This is a genomic window from Limosilactobacillus albertensis (assembly GCF_014145555.1).
Lineage (GTDB): Bacteria > Bacillota > Bacilli > Lactobacillales > Lactobacillaceae > Limosilactobacillus > Limosilactobacillus albertensis.
This window is the reverse complement of the sequence record NZ_JACIVD010000076.1, coordinates 1-25,996: the sequence shown is the minus strand read 5'-3', so window position 1 is coordinate 25,996 and position 25,996 is coordinate 1. Positions and strand designations below refer to the sequence as shown.

The 25,996-nt window shown below is 38.6% G+C and carries 31 protein-coding genes, 1 tRNA gene and 1 other annotated feature; of the genes, 3 read left to right on the top strand and 29 right to left on the bottom strand.

The annotated features are described in order from the left end of the window. Positions 1-3: 3 nt before the first annotated feature. The 6 genes from rsmB to gmk all read right to left on the bottom strand — a co-directional run bounded on the left by rsmB (position 4) and on the right by gmk (position 6,912). Complete coding sequence (gene rsmB / locus H5S41_RS11110; RefSeq protein ID WP_182603355.1) at positions 4-1,347, bottom strand: 16S rRNA (cytosine(967)-C(5))-methyltransferase RsmB; 1,344 nt, start codon at positions 1,345-1,347, stop codon at positions 4-6. Then, entirely contained in the window at positions 1,337-2,290 is a 954-nt protein-coding gene (gene fmt, locus H5S41_RS11105) for a methionyl-tRNA formyltransferase (protein WP_182598727.1), read from the bottom strand. Before fmt ends, rsmB begins: the two co-directional genes overlap by 11 nt. Before the next feature lie 18 nt (positions 2,291-2,308). Beyond that, a complete protein-coding gene (gene priA, locus H5S41_RS11100; RefSeq protein WP_182603354.1) occupies positions 2,309-4,738 on the bottom strand; it encodes a primosomal protein N' in 2,430 nt (809 codons plus the stop codon). Beyond that, on the bottom strand, positions 4,739-5,944 hold the full coding sequence (gene coaBC, locus H5S41_RS11095; protein WP_182603353.1) for a bifunctional phosphopantothenoylcysteine decarboxylase/phosphopantothenate--cysteine ligase CoaBC: 1,206 nt from the start codon (positions 5,942-5,944) through the stop codon (positions 4,739-4,741). It abuts the gene before it with no gap. A gap of 132 nt (positions 5,945-6,076) precedes the next feature. Further along, positions 6,077-6,295 (bottom strand): DNA-directed RNA polymerase subunit omega, encoded by a 219-nt coding sequence (rpoZ, locus tag H5S41_RS11090; protein WP_003663855.1) that lies wholly within the window; start codon positions 6,293-6,295, stop codon positions 6,077-6,079. After that, on the bottom strand, positions 6,292-6,912 hold the full coding sequence (gene gmk / locus H5S41_RS11085; protein WP_153710694.1) for a guanylate kinase: 621 nt from the start codon (positions 6,910-6,912) through the stop codon (positions 6,292-6,294). The genes rpoZ and gmk overlap by 4 nt, the downstream gene beginning before the upstream one ends. A gap of 140 nt (positions 6,913-7,052) precedes the next feature. Here gmk and H5S41_RS11080 point away from each other — a divergent pair, with 140 nt between their 5' ends. Next, a complete protein-coding gene (locus tag H5S41_RS11080; protein WP_182598790.1) occupies positions 7,053-7,400 on the top strand; it encodes a hypothetical protein in 348 nt (115 codons plus the stop codon). Between the two features lie 65 nt (positions 7,401-7,465). On the opposite strand, the gene recN is transcribed toward H5S41_RS11080, so the two are convergent. The 16 genes from recN to H5S41_RS11000 all read right to left on the bottom strand — a co-directional run bounded on the left by recN (position 7,466) and on the right by H5S41_RS11000 (position 19,363). Continuing rightward, complete coding sequence (gene recN / locus H5S41_RS11075; RefSeq protein ID WP_182603352.1) at positions 7,466-9,145, bottom strand: DNA repair protein RecN; 1,680 nt, start codon at positions 9,143-9,145, stop codon at positions 7,466-7,468. A 15-nt stretch (positions 9,146-9,160) separates the two neighbouring features. After that, positions 9,161-9,613, bottom strand: coding sequence for an arginine repressor (locus tag H5S41_RS11070; RefSeq protein ID WP_182598731.1), 453 nt, complete (start codon positions 9,611-9,613; stop codon positions 9,161-9,163). A gap of 18 nt (positions 9,614-9,631) precedes the next feature. Beyond that, a complete protein-coding gene (locus H5S41_RS11065; RefSeq protein ID WP_182603351.1) occupies positions 9,632-10,453 on the bottom strand; it encodes a TlyA family RNA methyltransferase in 822 nt (273 codons plus the stop codon). Positions 10,454-10,467: 14 nt separating this feature from the next. Continuing rightward, positions 10,468-11,340 (bottom strand): polyprenyl synthetase family protein, encoded by an 873-nt coding sequence (locus tag H5S41_RS11060; protein ID WP_182603350.1) that lies wholly within the window; start codon positions 11,338-11,340, stop codon positions 10,468-10,470. Between the two features lie 18 nt (positions 11,341-11,358). Then, complete coding sequence (locus H5S41_RS11055; RefSeq protein WP_153710699.1) at positions 11,359-11,637, bottom strand: exodeoxyribonuclease VII small subunit; 279 nt, start codon at positions 11,635-11,637, stop codon at positions 11,359-11,361. A 1-nt stretch (position 11,638) separates the two neighbouring features. After that, on the bottom strand, positions 11,639-12,976 hold the full coding sequence (xseA, locus tag H5S41_RS11050) for an exodeoxyribonuclease VII large subunit (protein WP_182603349.1): 1,338 nt from the start codon (positions 12,974-12,976) through the stop codon (positions 11,639-11,641). Beyond that, positions 12,969-13,826: a bifunctional methylenetetrahydrofolate dehydrogenase/methenyltetrahydrofolate cyclohydrolase FolD gene (folD, locus tag H5S41_RS11045; protein WP_182603348.1), complete on the bottom strand. Its 858-nt coding sequence runs from the start codon at positions 13,824-13,826 to the stop codon at positions 12,969-12,971. The genes xseA and folD overlap by 8 nt, the downstream gene beginning before the upstream one ends. 211 nt (positions 13,827-14,037) lie before the next feature. After that, positions 14,038-14,454 carry a transcription antitermination factor NusB gene (nusB, locus tag H5S41_RS11040; protein WP_182598735.1) on the bottom strand — a complete coding sequence of 139 codons (417 nt, stop codon included), beginning with the start codon at positions 14,452-14,454 and terminating at the stop codon, positions 14,038-14,040. A gap of 1 nt (position 14,455) precedes the next feature. Then, positions 14,456-14,893 (bottom strand): Asp23/Gls24 family envelope stress response protein, encoded by a 438-nt coding sequence (locus H5S41_RS11035; RefSeq protein WP_153710703.1) that lies wholly within the window; start codon positions 14,891-14,893, stop codon positions 14,456-14,458. Positions 14,894-14,976: 83 nt separating this feature from the next. Then, positions 14,977-15,651 carry a hypothetical protein gene (locus H5S41_RS11030; RefSeq protein ID WP_182603347.1) on the bottom strand — a complete coding sequence of 225 codons (675 nt, stop codon included), beginning with the start codon at positions 15,649-15,651 and terminating at the stop codon, positions 14,977-14,979. After that, positions 15,652-16,728, bottom strand: coding sequence for a M24 family metallopeptidase (locus tag H5S41_RS11025; protein WP_182603346.1), 1,077 nt, complete (start codon positions 16,726-16,728; stop codon positions 15,652-15,654). It abuts the gene before it with no gap. A gap of 12 nt (positions 16,729-16,740) precedes the next feature. Further along, positions 16,741-17,448, bottom strand: a complete 708-nt coding sequence (locus H5S41_RS11020) for a YggS family pyridoxal phosphate-dependent enzyme (RefSeq protein ID WP_182603345.1) — start codon at positions 17,446-17,448, stop codon at positions 16,741-16,743. 99 nt (positions 17,449-17,547) lie between these two features. Further along, entirely contained in the window at positions 17,548-17,829 is a 282-nt protein-coding gene (rpmA, locus tag H5S41_RS11015) for a 50S ribosomal protein L27 (protein WP_019254008.1), read from the bottom strand. 25 nt (positions 17,830-17,854) lie between these two features. After that, on the bottom strand, positions 17,855-18,178 hold the full coding sequence (locus H5S41_RS11010) for a ribosomal-processing cysteine protease Prp (RefSeq protein WP_182598739.1): 324 nt from the start codon (positions 18,176-18,178) through the stop codon (positions 17,855-17,857). A 15-nt stretch (positions 18,179-18,193) separates the two neighbouring features. After that, the gene (gene rplU, locus H5S41_RS11005; protein WP_163705001.1) at positions 18,194-18,502 is read right to left on the bottom strand and encodes a 50S ribosomal protein L21; all 309 of its coding nucleotides are present in this window, start codon (positions 18,500-18,502) and stop codon (positions 18,194-18,196) included. 15 nt (positions 18,503-18,517) lie between these two features. Then, positions 18,518-18,590, bottom strand: a sequence feature (ribosomal protein L21 leader region). A 140-nt stretch (positions 18,591-18,730) separates the two neighbouring features. After that, entirely contained in the window at positions 18,731-19,363 is a 633-nt protein-coding gene (locus H5S41_RS11000) for a TetR/AcrR family transcriptional regulator (RefSeq protein WP_182603344.1), read from the bottom strand. A gap of 185 nt (positions 19,364-19,548) precedes the next feature. Between H5S41_RS11000 and H5S41_RS10995 the strand changes: the two genes are divergently transcribed. Both H5S41_RS10995 and H5S41_RS12025 read left to right on the top strand, forming a co-directional pair. Continuing rightward, positions 19,549-19,622 (top strand) — tRNA-Arg (locus tag H5S41_RS10995). Between the two features lie 205 nt (positions 19,623-19,827). After that, on the top strand, positions 19,828-19,962 hold the full coding sequence (locus H5S41_RS12025; protein WP_259395134.1) for a hypothetical protein: 135 nt from the start codon (positions 19,828-19,830) through the stop codon (positions 19,960-19,962). A gap of 73 nt (positions 19,963-20,035) precedes the next feature. Here H5S41_RS12025 and H5S41_RS10990 read toward each other — a convergent pair whose 3' ends face one another. The 7 genes from H5S41_RS10990 to H5S41_RS10960 all read right to left on the bottom strand — a co-directional run bounded on the left by H5S41_RS10990 (position 20,036) and on the right by H5S41_RS10960 (position 25,632). Then, positions 20,036-20,542 carry a hypothetical protein gene (locus tag H5S41_RS10990; protein ID WP_182603343.1) on the bottom strand — a complete coding sequence of 169 codons (507 nt, stop codon included), beginning with the start codon at positions 20,540-20,542 and terminating at the stop codon, positions 20,036-20,038. 32 nt (positions 20,543-20,574) lie between these two features. Then, positions 20,575-21,606, bottom strand: a complete 1,032-nt coding sequence (locus H5S41_RS10985; RefSeq protein ID WP_182603342.1) for a hypothetical protein — start codon at positions 21,604-21,606, stop codon at positions 20,575-20,577. Then, entirely contained in the window at positions 21,596-22,489 is an 894-nt protein-coding gene (locus tag H5S41_RS10980; protein ID WP_375139030.1) for an exonuclease SbcC, read from the bottom strand. The genes H5S41_RS10985 and H5S41_RS10980 overlap by 11 nt, the downstream gene beginning before the upstream one ends. 169 nt (positions 22,490-22,658) lie before the next feature. Continuing rightward, complete coding sequence (locus tag H5S41_RS10975) at positions 22,659-22,973, bottom strand: metal-sulfur cluster assembly factor (protein ID WP_163704998.1); 315 nt, start codon at positions 22,971-22,973, stop codon at positions 22,659-22,661. A 15-nt stretch (positions 22,974-22,988) separates the two neighbouring features. After that, complete coding sequence (gene sdaAA, locus H5S41_RS10970) at positions 22,989-23,870, bottom strand: L-serine ammonia-lyase, iron-sulfur-dependent, subunit alpha (protein ID WP_182603340.1); 882 nt, start codon at positions 23,868-23,870, stop codon at positions 22,989-22,991. Positions 23,871-23,890: 20 nt separating this feature from the next. After that, entirely contained in the window at positions 23,891-24,553 is a 663-nt protein-coding gene (gene sdaAB, locus H5S41_RS10965; RefSeq protein WP_182603339.1) for an L-serine ammonia-lyase, iron-sulfur-dependent subunit beta, read from the bottom strand. Positions 24,554-24,594: 41 nt separating this feature from the next. Beyond that, a complete protein-coding gene (locus H5S41_RS10960) occupies positions 24,595-25,632 on the bottom strand; it encodes a PTS sugar transporter subunit IIC (protein WP_259395133.1) in 1,038 nt (345 codons plus the stop codon). Between the last annotated feature and the right edge of the window lie 364 nt (positions 25,633-25,996).

Sequence of the window (25,996 nt, the reverse complement as noted above, 5' to 3'; positions counted from 1 at the left end):
CTACTATATTCCCTTCTTAAGGCTGCTAATAAAGAAGCCATCAGAATTAAAGTCACTCGGTAAGATAGTTAAAGTTAATGAGTGACGATTATCTTTAATCTTACGTGCAGTTGTTGTCTTTACTAACTCAAATTCAGGATGCTTAGTAAGAAATGCCTGAACAGTTTGATCGTTTTCTTGTTGTAAAATCGTGCACGTGCTATATGTGATTATACCGCCTTTTTTTACTTTTGCAGCGACTGCATCTAAAATTGACAACTGAATTTGATGCAATTTCTTACTGTCATCTAGTGTCTTGGTATAGCGAATTTCGGGTTTACGTCTTAGTAATCCCATTCCGCTACAAGGAGCGTCAACAAGAATTTTATCAAAACTCTCATCAGTAAATAATTCGTTAACCTTACGGGCATCAAGCGCATTAGCAGTAACACGGTCGTCTACTCCCAAGCGTTGGACGTTTTTTTCAATCAACCGAACCTTATGCTGATGGATATCAAGCGCATCGACATGACCGCCAATAAGCTTTTCCGCTATTTGGGCAGTTTTACCACCGGGGGCAGCACATGCATCAAGCACCTTATCGTTAGGATTAATGTGCATACTTTCAACAGCGAGCATTGCACTTTCATCTTGAATTGTGATTTTTCCGCTTTCAAACAAGCTGGATGTAACAACTTCACCCTTAGTAATTACTAGGGCATCTTGTGCCACTTGACTTTCATGATACTCAACGCCCATTTTATCCAATGCTTCTTTTATTGTTTCCATGTCTGTTTTAGCAGTGTTTACACGAACAACTTGGTGAGCCGGTTCATTAATGGATTGGAGAACCTTTTCCGTCTTTTCCTGTCCATATTCAGTAATAAGCTCAGCTACTAACCACTGCGGAACACTGCTTTGCAAACTCAACCGCAAATTAGGATTATTAATCTTCCCTAAATCGGGCAATCCTTCTCTTAAAACGGCATGCAAAACACCTGTAACGAATTTACGAATTCCGGGATTTCCGCGGCGTTTTGCAATTTTTATACTTTCATCAGTAACAGCCCAATCCGGTACTCGTTCTAAATAATGAAATTGGTAAATAGCAGAAAGAAGTAATGTTTTAACCCATGGATCAAGACGCTTTCCCTTAACAAAGGATTGCAGCCAATATTCAAGGGTTAGTTTATGCTGCAATACTCCATAAATAATATTAGTTGCTAATCGACGGTCCTTATCTGCTAAAGGATATTTTTTAAGTAGCTGATCTACTTGCAGGTTTGAATAAGCACCTTTTTCGACTACTCCTTCCAAGGCTACTAATGCTAATTCCCGCGCATTTTGTGGCTGAAATTTAGTCATCACTTACAACTTGTCCTCCCTCGGTAATATCTTTATGCCCATTAAGATATGATGTAATATCCATTGCCTTCTTACCCGCTGGTTTCAATTTATTAATCTGGTAAGTTGTCCCATCACCAGCTGCAATCACCAATTGATGTTTAGTAACACGGACTGCCTTTCCCGGTTCAAGGTCTGTCTGTTCATCTAATGGCGTAACATCGTAAATTTTTGTCCGTAAGCCATCAATAACCATGTTGCCAAGTGGTGCTGGCCGTAATCCACGAACCTTCGCATCAATTAAACGAGCAGGCAAATGATAATCAATCTGTTCTTGCTCACTTGTAATATTTGGCGAAAAGACGACTTTATCCGGATCTTGCGCAACCGGATGAACATCCCCGCTAATTAGCTTTGGTAATGTTTCCAATAATAAATCACGACCTAGCAGACTAAGCTTCTTAAACATCGTGCCACTATCATCATTATCCTCAATTGGAATTGCCTTTTGAGCTAATACATCTCCAGCATCCATCTTCTTCACCATATACATAATGGAGACACCGGTTTCTTTATCGCCATTAATAATTGAATATTGAATTGGTGCACCACCGCGATACTTAGGCAGGAGCGAACCGTGAACATTAATGGCCGCAATTTGGGCCGCCGCTAATAGCTTTGTTGGTAAAAATTGACCATATGCAGCCGTAATCATCAAGTCTGGTTTCATGGCGATGATTTTTTCCATTTCTGGGCTCTTGCTCAATTTAGCAGGTTGTAAAACTTCAATATTATTTTGCTCGGCCAATTCTTTAACTGGCGATTTATGAAGTGTCTTCTTTCGACCAATATGATGATCTGGTTGTGTTAATACAGCCTTAACATCATACTCTGAATTGTCAATTAAACTTTGTAAAATGGGAACAGCAAATTCTGGTGTACCCATAAAAACGATTGATGTTGCCATTAAAATGCATCCTTTCTTTTACATAAAATATTGTGGATCTGGATCTATACTTACCTGTACATCTTTAAACCCGCGACTCTGAGTGTTTTGAAGAATATCAAATAATAATTGGTGTAAGTGCGGGTCTTTTTTATATTTAATTACTATTTGATAATAATATCGTCTTTTCATTCGTGCAATTGCCCGGGGGGTTGGTCCGAGAATAATAGTAGACGAAGAAAGTCCATTTTTTAACTGTTCGTAAATTTTGGCCATCGCACCCGCTGCCTTTGCTTCTTCTGGATGGCTTGCCATTAACCGTACCGTGTAATAATAAGGCGGATACCCTGCCTGCCGTCGCAACATCATTTCTTGCTTAAAGAACTTTTCATAATTATGCTCTTTAGCATCTTGAATAGCATAATGGTCCGGATTGTAGGTCTGAATAATGACCTTTCCCTGCTTATTCGCACGACCCGCACGTCCGCTAACCTGACTCAGTAAATCAAAGGTCCGTTCACTTGCACGAAAATCCGGCAATCCTAATCCAGTATCGGCATTTAAAACTCCTACTAGGGTAACATTAGGAAAATCGAGCCCTTTTGCAATCATTTGAGTGCCCAATAAAATGTCTGCTTGATGATGACCAAATTGACGCAATAATTTAGCATGCATTCCTTTACGCCGTGTTGTATCAACATCCATTCTAATAATGCAGGCACCCGGTAATAATCGATGCAATTCTTGTTCAACTTTTTCGGTCCCTGTTCCATAATAACGGATCTGACGGCTATGACAGTTCGGACATTCATGAGGAATCGGCTCTTCATGACCACAATAATGACACTTCATCGTTCGCGTATCCATATGTAAAGTCAGCGAAATATCACAGTTGGGGCATCTTAACACAGCTCCGCAATCACGACACATCATAAATGATGAAAAGCCACGACGATTTAACATTAAAATGCTCTGCTCACCTTTTTGAAGCCGGTCTGCCAGTTCTTCTAATAGTGTTTGTGAAAAATTGCTCTCACCAAACTTTTTTACCTCATCACGCATATCAACAATATTAATTGGTGGAAGTACTTGCTGATTTACGCGATGCGGTAATCTTAGCAGATGATAGACATTTTTCACTGCCCGTGCACGGCTCTCAAGGCTAGGAGTAGCAGACCCTAAGACGACTGGCGCATGGTTGTATTTCCCCCGCCATTTTGCAACTTCACGCGCATGATAACGGGGAGACTCATCCTGCTTATAACTAGATTCATGTTCCTCATCTAAGACAATTAACCCAATATTCTTTAACGGGGCAAAAATTGCGGAACGTGCTCCTACAACAACCTGTGCTTCACCGCGTTCAATTCGTCGCCACTCATCGTATCGTTCACCATTTGACAGGCTGCTATGTAACACTGCTACTTTAGAACCAAATCGACGACGAACACGGTTAACAATTTGTGGCGTCAAAGAAATCTCAGGAACTAACATTAAGGCGGTCTTCCCTTGTTTCAAGGCATTAGCAATGGATTGTAAATATACTTCTGTCTTACCGCTTCCTGTTACTCCTTGAAGTAAAAAAACTTGTGAAGCATGATCGTCAATTGCATGATTAATTTTATTAACCGCTGCTTCCTGATCTGCGTTAAGGGTAAGCGGGGCTGCTAAATGTTGGTCATCCGGTGTCCCCTGCATGTCCAAAGGTTGCCGGTAGACTTCAATCGGTACTTTTTCTAGCCATCCCTTTTTCTGTCCCTGATTGAAGGTAGCTGGCTTTAACCCCGTTATCCGTTGTGCTTCTTTGAACTTAACCGTCTGTCCATTCAATGACTGTAAATATGAGATAAGGCGATTTTGAGCATGGGCATTTGAATGAAGTGAAATCCGCTCATCTTCTAATTGTTCAAAATTAAGCCTAGGACGGATTCCAGTAACCGTTTTAGCGTGAGCGCGGTCTTCTACTTGATATTCAATTGCTATTTTCCCTGCTTTTTGGAGTTTTAATAATTCACTTAAAATTTTTGGATTATCTTGAACATCAGTCATCTCTAATTCATCCTTACCATGGAAAATATCAAATGCTACATGTTCATCAACTTCATCAATGATCCGAATAATTCTTGTCGTCTTAGCTTTTAATAAACTAGGCAACATGGTATATAGACAAGAAATCCAAAAAGAATATGTGCTATCCGCTAACCACTTACTAAGCTCCATTAATTCAGAACCAATTACCGGCTGTAAATCCATTATTGCTTGAATCGGTTTAAGTTTTCCCTCATACTTTGTTTCCTGATCAATTCCCACAACGAACCCTTGAACTGTTCGTCTTCCATTGCCAAACGGGACAATCACCCTTACACCAACTTGAATTTGCTTTTCTAATGTTGGCGGAATTTGATATGTATATGGCTGATTTGTTTGCATGGTTGGGACATCAACAACTACTTGGGCCAATTCTGGCATTTAATCACCTTGCTTTAACTTTGAACTAATTAATTCAATAATTTTAGTTGCAACTTTGCTCTTGGATTGACGCGCCATCCTAATTGGCGGCTGATTTTTCTGCAGAACCGTTACCTGGTTTTCATCATTGCCAAACGCCCCATCACTACCAGCAACACTATTAGCAATAATCATATCTGCATTTTTACTAGCAAGTTTACGATTAGCATTTGTTAACAAATCGTTAGTTTCAGCCGCAAAGCCCACTACAAGCTGGTCTTTCTTTTTTGTTTTTGCTATTTTCTTTAGCACGTCTACCGTTTCAGTCAATTCTAACGTAATGTTAGGATCATCTGCTTTCTTTTTAATCTTATGGTCCGCAAAATCGACTGGACGATAATCAGCCACTGCTGCCGCCATGATCAATATATCATTCTCTGGAAAGCGCTCTTGCAAAACCTTAAAAAGATCTTCTGTCGTAGTAATTTTGATAACTTCAATAGCTGGTGACTGGGGAAGATCAACTGAAACTTGGCCGACAATTAATTTGACTGTTGCTCCTGCTTGAGCGGCAGCCTGTGCAATTGCAATTCCCATCTTACCAGAAGAACGATTGCCGATAAAACGAACTGGGTCAATATTTTCTCGAGTACCGCCAGCAGTCACGATTACTTTTTTACCTTGTAAAATCTTTTTAGCTGCTAAAAAATCTTTTATATATTGGCAGATTGCTGCTGGTTCTGGCAGTCTTCCCCGACCAGTATATCCTTCCGCTAACCGTCCACTAGCTGGTGGCATGACATTTACCCCATCCTGTTGCAACTGCGAAATATTGCGCTGTGTCGCCGGGGCTTGCCACATATGGTTATTCATCGCAGGAACAATTATCTTGGGTCCTGCCGTTGCAAGTAAAGTTGTTGAAACCGCATCATCAGCAAGGCCAAGTGCCATTTTAGCGATAATATCGGCTGATGCTGGAACAACGATTGCCAGTTCAGACCAATCTGCCAGTTCAATATGCGGAATCGGTGTCGAATGCTCATCCCAAAGGTCAGTAAGAACCTTTTTCTTAGTTAAGGCAAAAAGCGTGGCAGGTGCAACAAGTTTAGTAGCAGCATCTGTCATCCCTACGCGAACTTCATGTCCCATCTTTTGAAGTCCGCGTACCACTTCTACCCCTTTATATGCAGCAATACTGCCTGTAAGATATACTGCAATCCGTGTCATTTTTCCACCTCAGCTTCATTATTTTCCATAGTTGATTATAGCATTTTATCTTTATTATCTGGACTTTTATGAGCCAAAAAAGGACCAGCGCAGTTTTGCTCTAGTCCCTTTTGTCATCTTTGTGTAGTTTGATTAATCTTGTAAATCTTCAGTGTGATCAGGATCAATCGTTACTTTTCCAGCAAGAATTTCTTCAAGAGCTTTTCCTACTGACTTACTTGAATCATAATGTTCAAGTAACGGTGCAGCACCTGCATCAAGTTCGTTAGCACGCTTACTAGCAAGCATTACTAATGAATAACGTGAGTCAATATGTTTTAATAATTCATCAACTGATGGAAATAGAATCATTTTTCGGAATCTCCTAACATTTCAAGATAACGTGGCATAACTCGTGTTACACGAAGCCGTTCAGTACGGATAATGTCCTTGATCTTCTCAACCGCTTTTGGAACTTCATCATTAACAACCGCATAATCATAGTTTTGCATCATTTGGATCTCGCTAAAAGCTTTATGAATACGCTTGTTAATAACTTCCATACTATCAGTTCCGCGATGAATCAGCCGTTGCTTTAATTCATCTAAATCAGGTGGTGTTAAGAAGATAAATACGCCATCTGGACACTTAGATCGGACTTGCATTGCTCCGTTGACTTCAATCTCTAGGAACACATCTTTCCCAGAATCTAAGGTTTCATTAACATATTTTAATGGTGTACCGTAATAGTTGTCAACATACTTAGCATATTCAAGCATTCCGCCGGTTTGAATATGATGTTCAAATTCTTCTTTGCTAACAAAGAAATAGTCTACCCCATTAACTTCACCTGGCCGCGGCTTTCTAGTTGTCATTGAAATAGAATATTGAAAATCATTATCATTTGAATCAAAAATAGCTTTCCGAACAGTCCCTTTGCCGACCCCTGAAGGACCAGAAAGCACAATTAACATTCCACGATTTGCCATTATAACGCTCCTATTTGTTTAATCGTATTACTACTATAATGCACTAGATTAGAACCGAAATCAAGCAAATGTACAGCAAAAAATTATTGAGCTTTTTACTTGCAATTCTGAATGTATGTTCGTATACTATAATCAAACGAATGTTCGGAGGCGCGATTATGCAAATTGAACAAAAATCTCTTTTTAAATTTACGCCACAAATTATTAGTAATAAGCTTCGTCACTTATTTGAAGAATCACTCAACGATGATCAAACGGGATTATTAACCCCACAGCCTGCTCAGCAGCGAAAATTATTCTTAAAGCGAGCAATTAAAGACAAAATTAAGGCAACGTTTCAACTAATGCCCATTAATAATGATGGTTATCCGGTTAACGTTACTGGTAACATTGCTCAATTAGCTGACACAGATCGATATCTTATCACTAATCGAAATGTAAGCTACGTTGTTAATTTTGACCAAATTCGTTATATTGCGAACTTATAGGACTTATACATAGTTATTTAAAAAATCAATGTATTCCACCGTTTATAGTAGAATACATTGATTTTTTATTTTGCCATATTAAGCAGTTCCTGAGCATGTTCTTTAGTTAACTGGGTAATCTTTTCTCCTGACAACATCCGTGCAAGTTCTTCCACTCTTTCATCTTCTTTTAATGGTGTTACCCGAGTTGTAGTTCGTTCATCATGAACTGACTTTTTAATAAGAAAATGATGTTGAGCAACCGCTGCTACTTGTGGTAAATGGGTAATACATAAAACTTGAGAATGTTGCGCAATCAACCTAATTTTATCGGCAATTGCTTGCGCTACTCGTCCACTAACCCCAGTATCAACTTCATCAAAAATAATGCTAGTGACACCTTCTTTTTGTGCAAAGATTGTTTTTAGTGCCAGCATTACCCGCGATAATTCTCCACCAGATGCTATTTTAGCCAGTGGCCCCATCGACTCACCAGGATTAGTTCGAATATAGAATTCAACCTGGTCAATTCCAGTAGGCGTGAATTGCTCATGGCTAGGATTATCAAAATGGACTTCAAATTCTGCTTTTTCCATATAAAGTTCTTTAAGCTGCTGGTGAACTTTTTTACCTAGTTCATGAGCTGCTTTTTGTCGTACTTGACTTAGCTTACGACCGGTTTCACGAAGCTTATTCTCTACTTCAGTTAATCGCTGTTCCAAATCATTGCTTGAATCGGCAGCTGCTTCCATCGAATCAAGTTCTTTTTTTATTTTGGCATAGTACTTTAAGACATCCGCCAATGTATCCCCATACTTATGCTCTAAGTCACCAATTGTCGTAAGACGCTGCTCAATTTGTGCTAACCGTTCATCATCAAATTCAAGCATATCCAGCTGCTGACTAGCTTCATTAGCAACATCTTGCAAAGCGTAATAAGCATCATTTAACGACTTGCTAAGATTATCATAAGCATCATCAAATTCTGCAATTGCACTAATTGCATCCATGACCGTCGCCACTTGGTCAAGAACCGGTGCTTGATCGCTTTCATTAAAAGTCGTTACTGCCAACTGAAGGGCATTATTAATTTGTTGAAAATGCTCCAATCGGTCACGTTCGCTAATCAATTCATCTTCTTCGTTTTCTTTTAAATTAGCTTCTGAAATCTCATTTACCTGGTAACGAAGCATATCTAATCGCTGGGCCCACTGTTGTTCATTAGCTTGCTTTTTATTTACTGCGGCCTTTAATTTTGAGTATGCTTTATATTCTTCCTGATATTGCTCTAAAAGGGGGTGAACCTCTTTAGCGGCAAATTGATCTAACATCCCCAAGTGCGTTTCTGGCTGCATTAATTGTTGGTGTTCATTCTGACCTTGAATATCAACTAGGCCTGCACCTATTTGGCGAAGAGTAGTTGTGTTAATCAATTGACCGTTAACGCGAATTGTATTACGCCCATTTCGATGAATCTCCCGTGATACAATTAGGATTCCATCTTCGTGATCAATTCCTAAAGAATCAAGCAGCTGATCAAATCCTGGATCGTCTGGAATCGCAAACTGACCCTGCAAACTTAATTTTTCTTCACCACGACGAATGAACTCCTGCGAACCGCGTCCACCGGCTAATAATCCAACCGCATCAATAATTATTGATTTACCAGCACCTGTTTCTCCAGTTAAAACTGTCATTTGGTTAGCAAAAGTTAGTGTAAGATGTTTGATAATCGCTAAATTGTCAATTGTCAATTCTTGTAACAAAAATAGCCACCTCACTTAGTCAAGCATTGCATTAAGCTTATCTTCTAATGTCACTGCGGCTTCTGCAGACATACATACTACCAGTACATTTCCATCATCACCAATTGTTGTAAAAACAGAAGGGAAATCCATTTTACGAATTAGACTCGCTACTACCGGACCATTTCCCGGATGAACTGTTAGTGCTAAAAAACAGTCATTACGTTTTAGTTGTTCTAAACTATCACGTAATGTTGACGCTAACTGATTTTCGTGTCCTTGACGGTGGTACGTGGGTAATCCGTACCGGTATCCGCCATTATCTGCGGGAACCTTAATTAATTGCATTTCTTTGATATCTCGTGAAATAGTAGCCTGTGTAACTGTCAAACCTATTTTACGTAAACTTTCAACAAGGTCATCTTGTCGTTCAATGCTCTCACTGGTAATAATTTCACGAATTTTTTGTTGTCGTTCTGATTTCTTCATTTATAAAGTCACCCTTGTTTATTCTTTATGATTTAAATCCTCATCAGCGGCTTCAATAACTTCATCAATGTTAACATTTTGAGCAAGGATGCCTGGATTTTCACTCAAACGAAGATGAACGAGAAATTCCATATTTCCTTGTCCTCCTTTTATTGGCGAGTAATCTAATCCTAAAACATCAAAGTGATCTTCACGAGCAAAATTCAAAACATTTTCTAATACTGCCCGATGAACCTTATGATCATGGATGATACCATTCTTTCCCACATGTTCCTTTCCAGCTTCAAACTGCGGCTTAATTAAAGCAACTACTTCGCCACCCATTTTAAGAATTTGTGCTAACGGTGGCAAAATAAGGCGGAGGGAAATAAACGAAACATCAATTGAGGCAAATTCTGGCTGACCACTTGTAAAATCAGCGAGCTTGCTATAACGGAAGTTTGTTTGCTCCATTACAACTACCCGTGGATCCTCTCGCAATTGCCACACTAACTGATTAGTACCAACGTCAAGGGCATAGCTTAGTTTTGCGCCACTTTGCAACATTACATCTGTAAATCCCCCCGTTGAGGAACCAATATCTAAAACAACTTTATCTTTAACCGAAATATCGAAAACCTTTAATGCCTTTGCTAATTTTAGTCCGCCTCGACTGACATACGGCATTTTATGGCCCTTCATATGAAGAGTAGTTGTTATCGGAATCTTTTGCCCTGGCTTATCTAACCGTTCATTGTTTTTACCAAGAATTTCACCAGCCATTACCGCACGTTTTGCTTGCTCACGTGAGTTAAAAAGCCCCTGTTGAACTAATAATACATCTACACGTTCTTTTTTCATTTTTCTTGTCCTTACTATTTGAAGTATGCTAAAAATTCATCGTAACCAGCAAACGATTTACTAGTTAGTTTTTCAAGTTGTCGTTGACTTTGAGTAGCAGCAATAAGTGCATTATGTAACTGTTTCTTAGCACCGTCTACTCCGAGTAAACCGGGATAGGTATTTTTTTGTTCAGCAGCATCCTTATGAACTGCTTTCCCCATCTGTTCAGTTGTACCAAGGACATCCATTAAATCATCATAAATTTGAAAGGCTAATCCATAGTTTGCCCCAAACGCAGCTAATTCTTGCTGTACCTTTGCAGGCTGATCCATTATAATTCCCCCAGCAAGAACAGCATACTGAATGAGTGCGCCTGTTTTTTGCCGATGTAAGTATCTTAACTGCTCCAAGCTTAATCGCTGATGTTCCCCTTCGATATCACGCGCTTGACCAGCAACCATCCCTGCCGGACCAGCAGCTTTGGCAAGTTCAAATGATAGGCGGCTACGAATATCAGCGGAAAGATTATTATCCGTGACCCATTGAAACGCTAACGTTAACAGGCCATCACCAGCTAAAGTCGCCATGCCAGCACCAAATTTACAATGATTGGTTGGTTTCCCACGACGCAATGCATCGTTATCCATTGCTGGTAAGTCATCGTGAATCAAAGAATAAGTATGAAGTAATTCTAACGCTGTTGCTACCCGCAAAATATCTTCATTTATTGTGCCACCGAGTAATTCAACTGTTGCTAAAGTTAAGGCCGGTCGAAGCCGTTTCCCACCAGCCATCACTGAATATTCCATCGAATTACGTAAAGTATCTTGATCAATATCTTGGGGGAGAAATTTTGCTAAATAATTATCAATTTGTTCTTTTAAGTCTGGAATTGAAGTAATCATTTTTTACTACTCTCGCTATTACTCATCTTCACTGCCGAATCCGCGGTTACCGCCACCGTTGTTGCTTGGATCATCGCTTTGTTTTTCATATACTTTTTCATCGCCATTGTCGTCAATTAAGTGGCCTAATGTTTTTTCCGCTGTTGTTAACTTTGTTTGCAGCTCTTTTGATAGCTTAATTCCTTCTTGAAATTGCTGAAGTGCTTCTTCTAAAGGAACGTTTCCTTGCTCTAAATGATTAACGATTTCTTGCAGTTGTGTTAGTTGTTCTTCAAAGGTTGGTTTTTCTGTTGCCATTTTAGTGCTCCTTTATCTTTTTAATTTCTGCTTGGACGTCACCATCATCAAAATGTAATTGAACATTTTGCCCGACCGTTAACTGTTGGGCATGGTTAACTACTTTTTCATCACTTGTAACATATGTATAGCCACGACTCATAATTTTTAGCGGACTCAATGAATCCAGCTGCTTAATGAGGCTTGCAACTTGCTGCTTTTTTTCATTTTGATTAGCAACCGTTGCACTAACAAGCTGCTTTTGAAGTTGACCAACCAGTTGACGTTGTTGCTGAACACGATGAAGGGGTGAATAATTCATTAGCTTCGCACTTAATCGTTCAACATTAACCCGTGCATCTCTCATTTGATTCTGTGCCGATTGGTTAAGCTGGTGGGTTAATTGGTCCACTTTTTGGGCATAATTCTCATATAGCCGTGTTGGTTGCTGGAAAATATAACTCTGCAACTGTTTATTTAACTGTTGACGATCGAAGTTAATCTGTGTCCTCATTGTATTAAATAACCGATTTTGATTATCCCTAATCGTCATTAAAACATCATTAAGCTTTATCGGCGTAGCTAATTCTGCCGCCGCCGTGGGAGTTGCTGCACGCTGATCAGCTACCAAATCGGCAATTGTTGTATCTGTTTCATGACCCACTGATGAAATAACGGGAATCTTACTATTGGCAATTGCACGAGCGACTATTTCTTCATTAAACGGCCATAAATCTTCCAATGATCCCCCACCACGACCAATGATAAGAGTATCAAAGTCTCCCCGCTCATTTGCCCGCTTAATTTGCCTTGCAATATCTGCAGCAGCTTTATCACCTTGAACTACTGTTGGGTACAAAACAACCTGGGCAATTGGATAGCGCCGACGAACTGTGGTATTAATATCACGGATAACTGCACCATCAATACTAGTTACTACCGCAATCCGCTTAGGAAACATCGAAATTTGTTTTTTAGGCAGGTTAAAAAGCCCTTCAGCACTTAACTTCTTTTTTAGTTGTTCAAACGCTAAATATAATGACCCTAAGCCATCAGGTTCCATCTGATCAATGTAAATCTGGTAGCGGCCACTCTTCTCGTAAAGACTAACATGTCCTATTACGCAAACTTTCATCCCTTGTTCTGGGGTAAATTTAATTTTTCGGAATTGATGTTCAAACATTACTGCATCAATTACAGCGTTATCGTCTTTTAAGCTAAAATATTGGTGACGTTGCCGCAAGCGAAAATTTGAAAGTTCACCGGTTAAATAAACTGTGTGCAGATATGGGTCACGATCAAATTTCATTTTTAAGTATTTAGTTAATTCACTAACTGTTAAATACCGACTTCTATCCATGATGCCTCCATTGCGCTAAGTCAACTGTTTGCTCCATTAGAGTAGCAATCGTCATTGGACCAACTCCCCCTGGTACTGGCGTAATTGCTTTTGCTCTTTCCTTAACATTTTCAAAGTCCACATCGCCAACTAATTTACCATTACTCAAGCGGTTAATTCCAACATCAATCACAACCGCGCCAGGTTTTACATCTGTTTGCTTAATAAGAGAAGGAGTGCCGGTAGCAACAATTAAAATATCAGCATTTTGGGTTAAAGAAGGTAGATTCACAGTCTTGCTCCCCGCCATTGTAACCGTGGCATTAGCATTATTAAGCAGGGCTAATAATGGCTTCCCTACTAGAATGCTGCGACCAACGATTACCGCTTTTTGGCCTTCTAAGTCAACCCCATACTCAGTCAGCATTCGCATAATTCCCCGTGGTGTACAAGCAACCGGGTAGTTACCACGTTGATTAGCATATAATTTCCCTAAATTTAAAGGATTTAATCCATCGACATCTTTCTCCGGTAAAATCGCACTTGTTATCGTTTCTGGATCGATCTGGGCTGGCAACGGTTGCTGAACTAAAATCGCATCAATTGAATCATCATTATTTAATCGATCAATCTCAGCGAGAAGTTCTTCCTGACTAACATCAGCAGGGAATTTTTTCAAAATTGAGTTAATACCTAATTTGATTGCCTTTTTATGTTTATTCCGCGTATAAATTAAACTTGCTGGATCGTCGCCGGCAAGTACAACTGCAATTCCGGGAGTTATATTTTGTTTTTTTAATTTTGCTACTCGTTCTTGGGTCTGCGCATTAACCTTTTTAGCGAGAGCTTTACCATCAATAATTGTTGCCACCATGATTTCCTCCTCGTTAATTTTCCAATTTTTATTCTACCATAATAAACGTCCAGTGATATTTAACATATAAAAAGGGAGTGGAAACAAAAGTCAATAATAACTTCTCTCCACTCCTGCGAGGATGACTGCTCACTTTAGTCATATCGCGTTATTGAAATAAATAGTAAAAAGGCATAAATAACTTTACTTAACAAAGCCTTCCATGTATTTAATTATTTAGGCTTTCTTGTTTTTCAAACTTACCAAGTGCACCATTAATAAACTTTCGTGATTTATCACTGCTAAAAGTCTTGGTCAATTCTAACGCTTCATTAATCGCAACAACAGCCGGAACGTTTTCTGCATATTGCATCTCAAACAATGCAAGACGTAAAATTATCAAATCCGGTTTTGCTAAACGACCAAGCGTCCAGCCCCTTGCTAGCAAACCGTTAATTTGTTCATCAAGTTGCTCTTGGTGTTCGCGGACTCCATTTACAAGTGTCATTAAGTAGGCAGGAATCTGCTTTTCATCATGATGAGGAATTGCTTCATAAACCGTTTGAATGTCGGCTTCGGGATCTGATTGTAATGCAAAGAGAACCTGAAACGCCTCTTCACGAATCATGTGTCGGTTTAAACTCATTTTATTCACCAGCCTCGTCATCTAAGTGTTCACCAAATAAGTCATCTGGATCCACCTTTTGATCTTCTTTTGAAGTTACAATTCCTTTGATATGAACATTAACTTCCTTAACTTTTAAGTCAGTCATCAAATTAATTTGTTGTTTTACTTTATCTTGAATCATTGCGGCAACTTTAGGTACAGATACCCCATATTCAACATAAACATCGACATCAAGCGATATATCTTTATCATTGCTGGAAAGCTTTACTCCACGTCGGCGATCTGAGCGTCCCAAAAGTTCACTTACGCTATTTGCAAATGAACCGTACATCTTTGAAACACCGTCAATTTCACTTGCGGCAATTCCCGCAATAATTTCTAAAACTCGTGGCGAAATTTGAATTGTCCCGAGTGATTGATCTTCACTGCTTAAAACAATCTTTGATTCTTCAGCCATCGTCAGCCCTCCAATTTATTTCTTCTCTTATATAGTAATCATTTCTATTTTGCACTATGTCAGCATGAATTGCAACAACTTGGTTAATAACGTAACGGCAATTTAGAAATCAGCTGTGGACTACGATTATACCAATCATGAACTACTAAATCGAGTGTATTCGTCGTAAATTGTCCTAAATCAATTGTTTTCATTTCCGCTAAAACATCGAGAAGTTGCCGCGACCCGTGAAAAGGTTTGGTAAACCGAGCAAATGTTACGTGTCCAGAAATGGTCTGGTAGCGTTCCTGTAATACGAGATTATTTGCTGGAAGTTCTTTTCTAATTAAATTACGTAAATCCAGCAACTCATGAGAGTAGTAACCCTTAACTAAGAAGGCGCCGGGACTAGCAATAATCCCTTTTAGTTTCCAATGAATCGGATTAACTTGGGCAACAATTTTCGATAGTACTTCTATATATTTCTCCTTCTCAGCTACGGGAAGATCAAATTTGTTATTCGCCGCAATAAGATCAATTACGGTAATATGCAAATCAGAAGCAGGATAAAAATATTGAACCGGCTCAACTGTTGTCAATTTTTGGATACAAAACATAATATTACGGCGAATGTGCGCTGGGAGCGGGTTAATTATTGTCAAGCCACGACGCAGATCTGTCTCTGGAGCTAATAAATACTTGTCTAGCTGTTCTTGATGATTCTTTATCGCTAATATTCCCTGCTGGTTGATATTATTATACAGTTCATCTAGTTTCATTTAATCACCAACAATGATTAACTCTGAAGACGCATCTGTTAGAACTTCAACACCACCATGGGTAATAAGGATATCATCTTCAATTCGAACTCCCCCAATTTCTGGAATATAGATACCAGGTTCAACGGTAATCACTTCATTATTACGAAGTTTGACATTCTTAGCATTTGGCCCATAGCTTGCAGGTAACTCATGGACAGATAACCCAATTCCATGGCCCATCCCATGATTAAACTCATCTCCATAGCCTGCCTCTTCAATCAATTGTCGCCCGGCTAAGTCAAGCTGATCGCCACGTTGACCAACATGTGCCGCCTCAATAACTGCTTGACGCGCTTCATTAACAATTTGATACACATCACGTAATTCTGGATCAATTGAACCAACAGCAAATGTCCTTGTCATATCTGCCGTATAACCATTGACATAGTAGCCAAAATCAAGAGTAACAATATCACCATCTTCAATTATTTTTTCTGAAGCTGTAGCATGTGGCTTGGCAGCATTTTTACCACTAGCAACGATGGTTGGAAATGATGTGCTACTTGCCCCATGTTCTTTCATCCAAAAATCAAGTAAATTAGCAACATGGCGTTCAGTCATCCCACGATGAATATTCGCTAAAACATACTGATACCCCGCTGAATGCAAATTGGCTGCCTGCCGTAAAAGCTCTACCTCGCTACTATCTTTTACCATGCGCATTTGTTCAATCTGATAATGAAAAGGAACAATATCTGCACTCATTGTTTCATCTAAAACGTCAAATAAATAGTACGAAAGAGTATCTTCATACCCAAGCACAGTTATTTTAATGCCTTGACAAATTTTATTGAGGGTTCCGTAGTAGTCGCGGGTAATCATCCCCACAGCCTCATCACTCTCAAATTCTTCAAGCGCAAGTTGGTAACGATCATCTGTAATAATGATTGCATTATCCTGTGTTATCAATAAACAACCATCTCCAGCAGTAAGCTGAAAACCTGTTAAATAATAGATGTTTTCAGGATTAGTAACTAAAAAAGCATCAATATACAGCTTATCAAACTTCTTTTGTAATCGCTTAATTCTAGACATTATTTCTCCCTTTTAATATTGCCGATTAGCATAATCACGCGGGCCAAAAATCGCCGTTCCCACTCGAACGCAAGTAGCCCCTTCTTCAATTGCAATTTCAAAGTCATGTGTCATTCCCATACTCAGAACGTCTAACTTTAACTGGCTATTTTGCTTATTCATCTCATCTCGTAATTCTCTTACCTTCCGAAAAATAGGTCGTGTTTCCTCAGGATCTTCAAAATACGGCGCACTGGTCATCAAACCGCGTAATTTCACATGTGGTAATTTCAAACACTCATCAGCCAGTTCCATACAATCTTCTAAAGTTGGTCTAACACCAAATTTACTCTCTTCTTCACCAACATTCACTTCAATTAAAACAGGAATTTGACGATTATGTTTCTTAGCTTCTTTTTCAATAGTATGTAATAGTTTAACCGTATCAACAGATTGAATCATTTTGACATAATCAGCAATATATTTAACCTTGTTTCTTTGTAAGTGGCCTATCATATACCAACTAATGCTTTGAGGCAATTCTTCATGCTTTTTAGCCAGTTCTTGAACATAATTTTCACCGAAATCTGTCCAGCCCGATTTATTCAACTGCAAAATATCATCTGCTGAGTGATTTTTACTAACAGCAAGCAATTGTACTTCCTGCGGATTTCTACCACTTCGTTTACAAGCAGCAATAATCCGCTTTTTTACCGTTTCGCCTTTTTCGATAATATCCATATGAAATATACTCCTTTGCTTTCGTATTAATTCTAAATTATTTTAAAAAATAAAAAAAGCTTCTGTTCTCCTAAAAGGAAAATTGAAGCCTTTTTATTCTTATTCAGCAACTGGGTATACTGATACCTTACGCTTGCTACGACCCATGCGTTCAAATTTAACAACACCGGCTACCTTAGCGTATAAAGTATCGTCTCCACCACGACCCACGTTTTCACCTGGGTTGATGTGAGTACCACGTTGACGGTAGATGATTGATCCAGCAGTTACGATTGAACCATCAGCAGCCTTTGTACCAAGACGACGACCAGCTGAGTTCCGACCGTTAGCAGTGGAACCACCCCCCTTGTGGTGGGAGAAGAATTGTAAATTCATAATCATAGTTGTTCACCTCCAGCAATGAACTTTAATTAAACATTTTTACTTCAATGTTTTTTGGGTAGCTTTCTTGAATATCAAGTAATCCATTTAGCAAAGTTCTAAGAAGAATCTGACTATCATGACCTAGATCCAGCTTAGTAACTTCGAGAAAGCCACCATTGACATTATCTTGATTAAGGTCAGGCTTTGTATGGACTACTTGCTCAAGACCATTAATCGTTGAAATAGATAATGCAGAAACAGCTGCACATACGATATCCTGACCATACGGACCAGAATCAGCATGTCCAGTCATTTTAAAAGAAGTGATCCGCTGATTCGAATCTAGAGAAAATTGCACTCGAATCATGACCTCACCTCCACATTAAGCGTTAATCTTGTTAATAGTAACCTTAGTGTAAGGTTGACGGTGACCTTGCTTAGTGTGAGTGTGCTTCTTAGGCTTGTACTTAAAGGTAACAACCTTCTTTTCCTTACCTTGCTTGTCAACAGTACCTTCAACAGAAGCACCGTCAACTACAGGAGTACCGATCTTAGTGTCGTCTCCACCGACAAAGATAACTTGATCAAAAGTTACCTTGTCACCTTCCTTAGCTTCAAGCTTTTCAACGTAGATAGAAGCACCTTCTTCTACCTTGTATTGCTTACCACCAGTAACAATAATTGCGTACATACTTTGTGCACCTCCTTAGTATCTAAGACTCGCCGTTCCAAGCAGCTAAAATGGCTTTTAACTTAGTAACGTGCGGTTGTAGTTGTTGGTTCACAAATACAACGTTTGTATAATATCAAATATTCCTCTTTTCGTCAACTCTAATTTGCCCAGAGATTTAATTAATGCAAAATAAAAATAAAGGAATGGAAAAAACTATTTTCCCATCCTCTTAAATTGCGGTAAACGTTATATTTCCTCTAAGGTCGCTTCTTTTTCACCGTTAAAGAAATTAACCAAGGAAATACTGTCACCACTAAATTGATCCAGCATTTTTGCCACACTTTGAGTCATGTATCGTGGGGTGTAAATCATACCATCTTCTAACCAGCGACTTACTAATCCTAAAAACGCTGAATCAACGAAGGAAATCTGCAAATTTAATGGAACTTCTAACTGCTGGTTTTTATTAACCTGCTCATTAAAATGCGTCATCTCATTTGCCAGCCGATTATAAAGTTGCTCATAAAAGAAGTTATTCTTTTCATTATTCAATAGAACATCAAAAATATCGGCATCGTTTTCGATATACTGAAATGCCTTGCGGAGTGAAAATACCTGCACCATTTGTTCTTTCGACCAATTACTATCAATCATTACTTGGCTGAAGAAATCATCAATAATCTCTTGAATTGCTGATTTAATAAAATCATGTTTGTCCTTGTAGTGTAGATAGAAGGTCCCGCGGGTGATGTTGGCAGTTTCAGTAATCTTTTGGACGCTAATATCTTCAAGCTTTTCACGTCTCATCAGATATACAAGAGCTTTACGCAGACTATTACGTGTTTTTATTACACGCGGATCTGTCTTATTAGCAGCCATTTAATCATCATCCTTCCATATACAGCTTAAGTCCTTTCCGCTTTCGTACTTCTACTAATTTAAAGTATAGTTGTTATGAAAGCGTTTTGTCAATGAAATAACTAGCTTTATATTAACAATTTATTTATAATCAGTTTTTTGTTATTGACAAAGTTTAGTTTAAAATTATATACTTAAATCTGTCTGGAGCGGTAGCTCAACTGGATAGAGCATCGGTCTTCTAAACCGAGGGTTGCGAGTTCAAGTCTCGCTCGCTCCATTTTCATAGTGTACTTACAAAAAAGGTTGGGAAATGTCTCAGCCTCTTTTCTATCTTTAAAGCTAATAATGGCCCATCGCAGTTGCGGTTCTCTTATTAATTTTTAATATTTTATTAAATAGCTCATCTCATGTTACAAATTGATTGCAAAAATGGACTTATTTAATAATAATGTATATAGAGATTGCTTTTTGAGGTGATTATTATGCTACCATTTTTTATTATTGTTTTAATTTTGGTTGCGTCAGTAATTGGTGAGTTCATGTTCGGCAGCCTCAACAACCAAGAGAGTGGCAAACATGGCGCTACTACCAGTCACTTACGAGATCGAAAAGCTTAATCTTATATTCCGTTCAACAAAAGGGTGCGAGATGATAATTATCTCGCACCCTTTTCGTGATCATAATGTTATTTTAGTATTGATCAATCATTGTTTGGTAAGCCTTTGCTATTTGTTCCGGCGTTAATTTCCAGTCAACGATCCCCATTTTTAATAAGAGATGCCAAGCATGACGATAGCTCTCTTGTTGATGATTAAAGTATGCATCACTTAAAAAGTGTTTAATCGCCAGATAGGATTTATTCAAGTCAGCTAACTTGGTCGCCCTTTTCGCATCAGTTATACGACGCCAAGCTTCCTCATCTAATACTACTAAATGTGTCCATTGCATTTTAGCGCTAAATAGAAGAAATAGCCCCATTGATTCGGCATACGCTTTTAATAATTTCTTTTCATCCACTTCACTTGGATTAATAACTTTATACCAGCCAGCGGCTTCAGCCATATCAGATAAGGAAATATCGAGATCAAGAAAAATAGTTTGCTTTCGTACTTCCGGGCCAATTAACAATTCTTTTTCATCGTCAATTTTTAATTCTAAGTCAATGATTTGGTGAAGCATTTTAGTAATATCTAACATCTTTTACCTCCGCAACAAAAAAGCAGTAACAATTATTCATCAGTTTCTTCTGAATCATCTTTTTCTGCTATTACTTCTGCTTCATCATCAGAATGGTCTTCTGCCAAGCTATTACTATCAGGCACCGTTTCTTCATCATCGGCTATTTCCATATGATCAGTCCTAACAGCTAGCGAATCGCGGTCTGCCAAGTACCATTTACGAACTAATTCATAATGAAGTAAGACATCAAAGAATGAAACCTGTTCATCAGGATCTTCAACTAAAAAGGCCCATTCTTGACTATAATCATCTGGATCAAAAGCAATATCAAGTTTAGTACCCTGATCTAATATTAATTCAGCCCCATTATTACGCGGTAGGTTCATTAGCATATAATCTTCATCTGCAGTTGCAACAAATAGACGGTCAATTACGGTCAATGGGAGATCTGGTTTATCCAGCATAAAACGACGATCATTAGCAGTTGCAAGGATACCGAGGTCAATTGTAAAATCAAGGTCTTGTTGCAGATACTTAGCAAAATCAATCAATGGTTTTACCGCGTCTCGCAACTCAAGATCCGTGTGTTGATTCAGCGCATATATAATGAAGTAATTTACCAAAGCACGATTGTTAAATTGCATTAGCTTATCTTCTAAACTGAGGTAAAACAAAGGTTCATGCTGGCTTTGTTCAGTAAAGGCAGCCTCACCGCGACTATCAATTTCAAATTTAAATATTGCTTCATTACCGATTGAAGCCATTGTCGCTTCAAATTCATGGTTTAGTTCATTCTCTGTAACATTAACAGCAGTATCCCCATGCATTTTCAAAAGGCGGTCCATGAAAATCAAAAAGTAATCAGCCGCTTTATAATGCGGAGGAAAGTTAACAAATGCATTTGCTAAATCCATTTTCGTTAACTTTATTGTAGCTGCTAGAAGGTCCTTAGTGTCCTTGGTCTGCGCTAATCGATCTAGTAAGTCAACATACTTTTGTCCTAAGCTTAAGACATCCTTAAATGAATCAGAAAGCGCTTGTACTCGCTCACTAGGAGAAGTCACGATTCGATTATTGCTCATCGCTATCCACCTGCTTTCCGTTTGTTTCATTTAAGCTTTCTAAGTAATTAGCATATAAGTTGCGATTGGCTAGTTCAAAATCTTCAAAACTGCCAAAAGTATCGACAATACTCTTTTGCTCATAACTCAAAATTGTATTTTCCTTAGATAAGGATAATACAACGCGTTCATTATCTTTGATCGTTTGAACCGCATTACGAGATTCGTCTTCTTGGTCTTCCAGCTTTTGCAATTGCTCCACAAGTTCCTGACGACTCTCTTTATTTCGGCTTGATTCCCAAATACCAGAACGGGAACTAATATCTTTTAACTGTTCTTGGAGTGCTTCTTTGCGTTCTTCACGCTCTCGCTGATGATCAATAAGGTCTTGCAGCCGATCATTTTCACTAGAAATTTTATTAATTCGTTCGCTATTATAACGCTTATTATCACGTGAAAGTTCGAAAGCAGTGCGCAGTTTCTCATATTCCGTCTGATCAAAAGAAAAACGGACATTTAACACATCTAATTCACCAAACTGGCGACGATCCCACCAATTACCAAAATAAATCCGGTAATGACCCGTCTGATATTCTTCGTAATAGAAAAATGGATATGTCTTGCCTAAGTATTTAATTAAGTTTTCACTGAGGTAATTACTTAACTGGTCAGCCAGGTCGTCCACTAAGTTCATTACACCCTTATCATTTGGCTGCTGCTCGCGATGTTCAATTTCTTTAGCATAGCGTTGGTTATCTAGCAACTGGTAGATTTCCCGATCACGGTGATTTGAAATTGCGTCGTTAAAGCGTCGTAAATACTTTACTTTTGTAATAATTTGTTGGTTGATGGCTTGAGTAACATCAAGCGCATCACTATTAGTTTCTACACTCGCCATAAGCATGCTCCTTGTCTAAATAACTATCTATTATAATAAATAACTTCACTACCCTTTTTCCACTATTTTTAAACTTTTTTCAAAAATTTTATATATTTCGATTACTTTTCCTTTCCAAAAAGAAAAAGCCTTTCAAAATTGAAAAGCTTTTCTCCCTTTATCCAATATTTAAATATCAATGAACACCGAGCGATAATTTAGCGAAACGACTCATTCGATCAATTGTCCAAACCGGTTCCCAAACGAATTCTACATCGACGTTTTTTACTTCGGGCACCTTCTTAACTGCTTTAACCACCATGTCAGCTAAAACATTAGTCAACGGACATCCCATTGTCGTTAAGGTCATTTCAATTAAACATATCCCATCGTTATCGAGGTCAATTGTATAAACAAGGCCCAAATTAACAATATCAATATGAAGTTCGGGGTCAATTACTGTTGATAACTGTTGGACGATGTCGTCTTTGATTGCTTGTTTATCTCTCATAATTACTTTCCTATTTTAGGCTTTATCGCCGAAAATTTTTGCACGAATTGCTTTCCCAGTTGGTGTACCGGCTAATCCGCCAAGGCCTGTTTCACGTAGCGATTCTGGCAAGCCATGACCAACTTTATCCAAAGCTTCAATACATTCATCAGCAGGGATCTTACTTACACAGCCTGCTAATGCCATATCAGCTGAAATCAATGCATTACCAGCGCCAATAGCATTACGCTTAACACAAGGGACTTCAACAAGACCAGCAATAGGGTCACAAACTAATCCTAATAGATTAGCAATCGCCATCGCAAGCGCCTGTGAACTCTGCTCAGCATTACCACCAGCAACTTCAACAGCAGCCGCTGCGCCCATTGCTGAGGCACTACCAACTTCGGCTTGACAGCCACCAGTTGCTCCTGCAATCCCAGCATGGTTAGCAATGACCATTCCTAGACCACCTGCGGCAAATAAGAAGCGAACCATTTGTTCTTCGTCTAATTCCAACCGTTTTTCAAGCATAAAAATAATTCCTGGTAATGTCCCTGCTGATCCAGCAGTAGGAGTAGCACACACAATCCCCATTGACGCATTTACTTCATTAGTAGAAATTGCATCTTGGACTGCCTCCATCATTGCATCGCCCGAAAGAGAACGCTTATTCTGACGGTAATTTTTAATTTTAACCGCTTCACCACCAGTAAGTCCTGTCTTAGAGAAAACTCCCTGGCCATCAGAACCCTTCTTTACCGCAGCTCGCATCGTTTCAAGATTATGCTTCATTTTATCCCAAACTTCTTGCCGTGACAAACCCGATGACTTGCATTCTTGTTCAATAATCAATTCTGAGATTGGTTTCCCTGATTCCATTGAGTCATCAACGATTTCTTTAATACTATCGTACATAATGAACACTCCCCTTTAACCTATAAGCAGATAATATTTTCAAACTTATTCTTTAATTCCTTAATTACTTCATCACGCATATAGTTTTTAATATCGTATTCATAAATATCACAATTTTTACCTTGTAATACTTGTTTACGACTAAATGGAGCAACCTTTTCAAGCTCAGCTGTAACAGGAAGAGCATTCTCATGCTTTTTTTCTTTATCAACATAAATGATAATCGGCAAAGGACCAGATGGTTGGACTTCAACCCCATCCAATACAAAGTCACGAATCTCAATAGCCCCTCCACCAATCGAACAGCCTGAAATACGTACATTTTTGCCAGGTGCTGACATTTCCAAAACAGCAGTATTAGGATGATTAATCGGACTTTCACCGGATTCTTCCACAAAACGGATATCAATTCCGTTATCACGAGCAATTTCTGGAGCAGTTGGAACTCGTGGATCATCGGTAGCAAAACCCATTACCCCTGCAGCAATTGCATAATCTGTCCCATGTCCACGGTGTGTCTGAGCAAATGATCCATAATAGTGAACCGTAACCTTTTTAGGTACACCGCCAAAAAGCTTATTAGCGGCTTGACCAATAGCAACAGCTCCTGCAGTATGTGAACTCGAAGGCCCAATCATAATTGGTCCAATAATATCAAAAACACTTCTATAATTTCCACTCATTGTAGGTTCCTCTTTTCCTGCTAATTCAACAAGTAAAATTTTTATCTTTCTTTGACAATGTCACCTTTACGAATTTCAGAAACGGTATGAATCTTAAAGTTCTTAAATACCCAATGACCGATATAGGCCCAGATAGTACTATTGATTAAGATTAAAATTACTGCTTCCAATGTCTTCAACCATGGGTTCATTCCAAACACAACAATTAAACCTGCCCATGGTGTAGCCATCCCTGTAACATGAACTACTAACCCAAAAGCCGTAACAATAATTCCGTTTACAGCACCAGCAAATAAATTCGTAATAAAAATTGGAATTGGATTTGCAGAAATGATGTCTAGTTGCGTTAATGGTTCAATAGTTACCGCAATTGTTGTTGCTTTATCTCCGAATTTCATCAAACGGAAGAATGAGAAGTTCAGGAATGAATTACCTGTACACCCTAGAGCCCCAATTGCCATTGGAACACCAAGAAGATTGATTAGACTTGTTAAGACCATCGAGGATAGTGGCGTCATACCAACTAGCGGAATAATTCCACCAAGAATTGCACCCATTACCCATGGATTTGCTGTTTCTGCCTGCTTGATTGAACCGCCGATTACTTGCAAAATTGCCATAACACCCGGTTGAATCAGCATGGCAATCCCATTTGCTAATAATGGTGCAACCAAGATAACAACAATTAAATCCAGACCACCAGTAACACGTTTTTCGATCTCCTTAACAAGGAAAGAAATTAAATATGCAGCAATAAATGCAGGAAGTAACTTAAACTTGATTAAAGAGATTCCGATAATCATAGAAAATACAGGACTAATACCAAACGCTAATGGCACTAAAGCACCAGCAGCTAAGCCACCCATTGATCCCATGACATTACCAACTTGTTCCGCAAATTGAACATGGAAGACCTCACCAATCGCGTAACTTAGAAACGCTTGTGGTAAGAACGTGGCACATGCGGCTCCTGATAATGCACTCACTGATTGTTTACCGTGAGGAGCTTTAAACGTAAATAAACTCATCGCAGCAATAACCAAGAAGAGCATTACAACACCTATAAGAATAGATAACATATGCTAAACCTTCTTTATTTTTTATTAATAATCGATTATCGGTGACGTCTTAATCCGGATTGATAATAAATTATTATTACGATAATATCGTATCATTTAGTTACACAATTGTAAACGCTATAATGATATTTTTTTATTAGTTTGTAGTTTTTTTATCACATAAACAACCAGCATAATGCCATGTTCTACCGATATTTGCAGCCTCATATCTTAAATAGCATGTGAATTTTTTACTTTGCGTAATAATTTTTTATTGTCAAATTGCCTTATGTATAAAAAAGTGATTAAATAATAATTAATATTATTTTCTTATTTACGTGTATTAACTACCTAAGTCGATAGACCGGGCTGTCGCCCCCCCCCC

What these genes read in the sequence shown, in the direction of transcription:
- H5S41_RS11000 (WP_182603344.1), bottom strand. Translation starts at nt 19,363, where the DNA reads ATGGCTGCTAATAAGACAGATCCGCGTGTAATAAAAACACGTAATAGT.
- xseA (WP_182603349.1), bottom strand. Translation starts at nt 12,976, where the DNA reads ATGGATAGAAGTCGGTATTTAACAGTTAGTGAATTAACTAAATACTTA.
- H5S41_RS11065 (WP_182603351.1), bottom strand. Translation starts at nt 10,453, where the DNA reads ATGAAAAAAGAACGTGTAGATGTATTATTAGTTCAACAGGGGCTTTTT.
- H5S41_RS10980 (WP_375139030.1), bottom strand. Translation starts at nt 22,489, where the DNA reads ATGCTTATGGCGAGTGTAGAAACTAATAGTGATGCGCTTGATGTTACT.
- H5S41_RS11030 (WP_182603347.1), bottom strand. Translation starts at nt 15,651, where the DNA reads ATGAAACTAGATGAACTGTATAATAATATCAACCAGCAGGGAATATTA.
- H5S41_RS10985 (WP_182603342.1), bottom strand. Translation starts at nt 21,606, where the DNA reads ATGAGCAATAATCGAATCGTGACTTCTCCTAGTGAGCGAGTACAAGCG.
- H5S41_RS11080 (WP_182598790.1), top strand. Translation starts at nt 7,053, where the DNA reads ATGTTCGGAGGCGCGATTATGCAAATTGAACAAAAATCTCTTTTTAAA.
- H5S41_RS11055 (WP_153710699.1), bottom strand. Translation starts at nt 11,637, where the DNA reads ATGGCAACAGAAAAACCAACCTTTGAAGAACAACTAACACAACTGCAA.
- sdaAB (WP_182603339.1), bottom strand. Translation starts at nt 24,553, where the DNA reads ATGAGTGGAAATTATAGAAGTGTTTTTGATATTATTGGACCAATTATG.
- H5S41_RS10960 (WP_259395133.1), bottom strand. Translation starts at nt 25,632, where the DNA reads ATGTTATCTATTCTTATAGGTGTTGTAATGCTCTTCTTGGTTATTGCT.
- H5S41_RS11035 (WP_153710703.1), bottom strand. Translation starts at nt 14,893, where the DNA reads ATGGCTGAAGAATCAAAGATTGTTTTAAGCAGTGAAGATCAATCACTC.
- H5S41_RS11060 (WP_182603350.1), bottom strand. Translation starts at nt 11,340, where the DNA reads ATGATTACTTCAATTCCAGACTTAAAAGAACAAATTGATAATTATTTA.
- rpoZ (WP_003663855.1), bottom strand. Translation starts at nt 6,295, where the DNA reads ATGATTCTATTTCCATCAGTTGATGAATTATTAAAACATATTGACTCA.
- H5S41_RS11025 (WP_182603346.1), bottom strand. Translation starts at nt 16,728, where the DNA reads ATGTCTAGAATTAAGCGATTACAAAAGAAGTTTGATAAGCTGTATATT.
- H5S41_RS11070 (WP_182598731.1), bottom strand. Translation starts at nt 9,613, where the DNA reads ATGAAGAAATCAGAACGACAACAAAAAATTCGTGAAATTATTACCAGT.
- rplU (WP_163705001.1), bottom strand. Translation starts at nt 18,502, where the DNA reads ATGTACGCAATTATTGTTACTGGTGGTAAGCAATACAAGGTAGAAGAA.
- priA (WP_182603354.1), bottom strand. Translation starts at nt 4,738, where the DNA reads ATGCCAGAATTGGCCCAAGTAGTTGTTGATGTCCCAACCATGCAAACA.
- rpmA (WP_019254008.1), bottom strand. Translation starts at nt 17,829, where the DNA reads ATGATTATGAATTTACAATTCTTCTCCCACCACAAGGGGGGTGGTTCC.
- H5S41_RS10990 (WP_182603343.1), bottom strand. Translation starts at nt 20,542, where the DNA reads ATGTTAGATATTACTAAAATGCTTCACCAAATCATTGACTTAGAATTA.
- H5S41_RS10975 (WP_163704998.1), bottom strand. Translation starts at nt 22,973, where the DNA reads ATGAGAGATAAACAAGCAATCAAAGACGACATCGTCCAACAGTTATCA.
- nusB (WP_182598735.1), bottom strand. Translation starts at nt 14,454, where the DNA reads ATGAGTTTAAACCGACACATGATTCGTGAAGAGGCGTTTCAGGTTCTC.
- gmk (WP_153710694.1), bottom strand. Translation starts at nt 6,912, where the DNA reads ATGGCAAATCGTGGAATGTTAATTGTGCTTTCTGGTCCTTCAGGGGTC.
- fmt (WP_182598727.1), bottom strand. Translation starts at nt 2,290, where the DNA reads ATGGCAACATCAATCGTTTTTATGGGTACACCAGAATTTGCTGTTCCC.
- H5S41_RS12025 (WP_259395134.1), top strand. Translation starts at nt 19,828, where the DNA reads ATGCTACCATTTTTTATTATTGTTTTAATTTTGGTTGCGTCAGTAATT.
- coaBC (WP_182603353.1), bottom strand. Translation starts at nt 5,944, where the DNA reads ATGACACGGATTGCAGTATATCTTACAGGCAGTATTGCTGCATATAAA.
- H5S41_RS11020 (WP_182603345.1), bottom strand. Translation starts at nt 17,448, where the DNA reads ATGGATATTATCGAAAAAGGCGAAACGGTAAAAAAGCGGATTATTGCT.
- H5S41_RS11010 (WP_182598739.1), bottom strand. Translation starts at nt 18,178, where the DNA reads ATGATTCGAGTGCAATTTTCTCTAGATTCGAATCAGCGGATCACTTCT.
- sdaAA (WP_182603340.1), bottom strand. Translation starts at nt 23,870, where the DNA reads ATGTACGATAGTATTAAAGAAATCGTTGATGACTCAATGGAATCAGGG.